General features: G+C 62.8%; 1 protein-coding gene. It reads right to left on the bottom strand.

Annotated elements, in window-relative coordinates; all coding sequences use genetic code 11:
• Positions 1 to 223, bottom strand: a 223-nt coding sequence (locus E4K09_RS19980; RefSeq protein WP_280177485.1) for an acyl-CoA dehydrogenase family protein, incomplete at both ends; no start/stop codon positions are given.

The following is a 223-nucleotide window of genomic DNA, read 5'->3' as shown; positions in this document are numbered from 1 at the left end:
CGCGATAGAGCCGCTCGGCTACGTTTGGCTTGCAGTAACCGAAGCCGCCCCAGATCTGCACCGCGGCGTCGGCCGCCCTGTGTGCCACTTCCGATGCATAGAGCTTGGCCATTGCTCCGAGATTGGCGACGTCCCGTCCCTCGTCATAAGCCTTGGCGGCCTCGTAGAGCATCATGCGGGCTGCGGAGATCTCGACAGCCATGTCCGCGAGCTTGAAGCCAAT

The sequence above is a fragment of the Microvirga pakistanensis genome, assembly GCF_004458765.1.
GTDB lineage: Bacteria > Pseudomonadota > Alphaproteobacteria > Rhizobiales > Beijerinckiaceae > Microvirga > Microvirga pakistanensis.
Note: the sequence above shows the minus strand (reverse complement) of the source record. Positions and strands in the feature narration are given on the sequence as shown.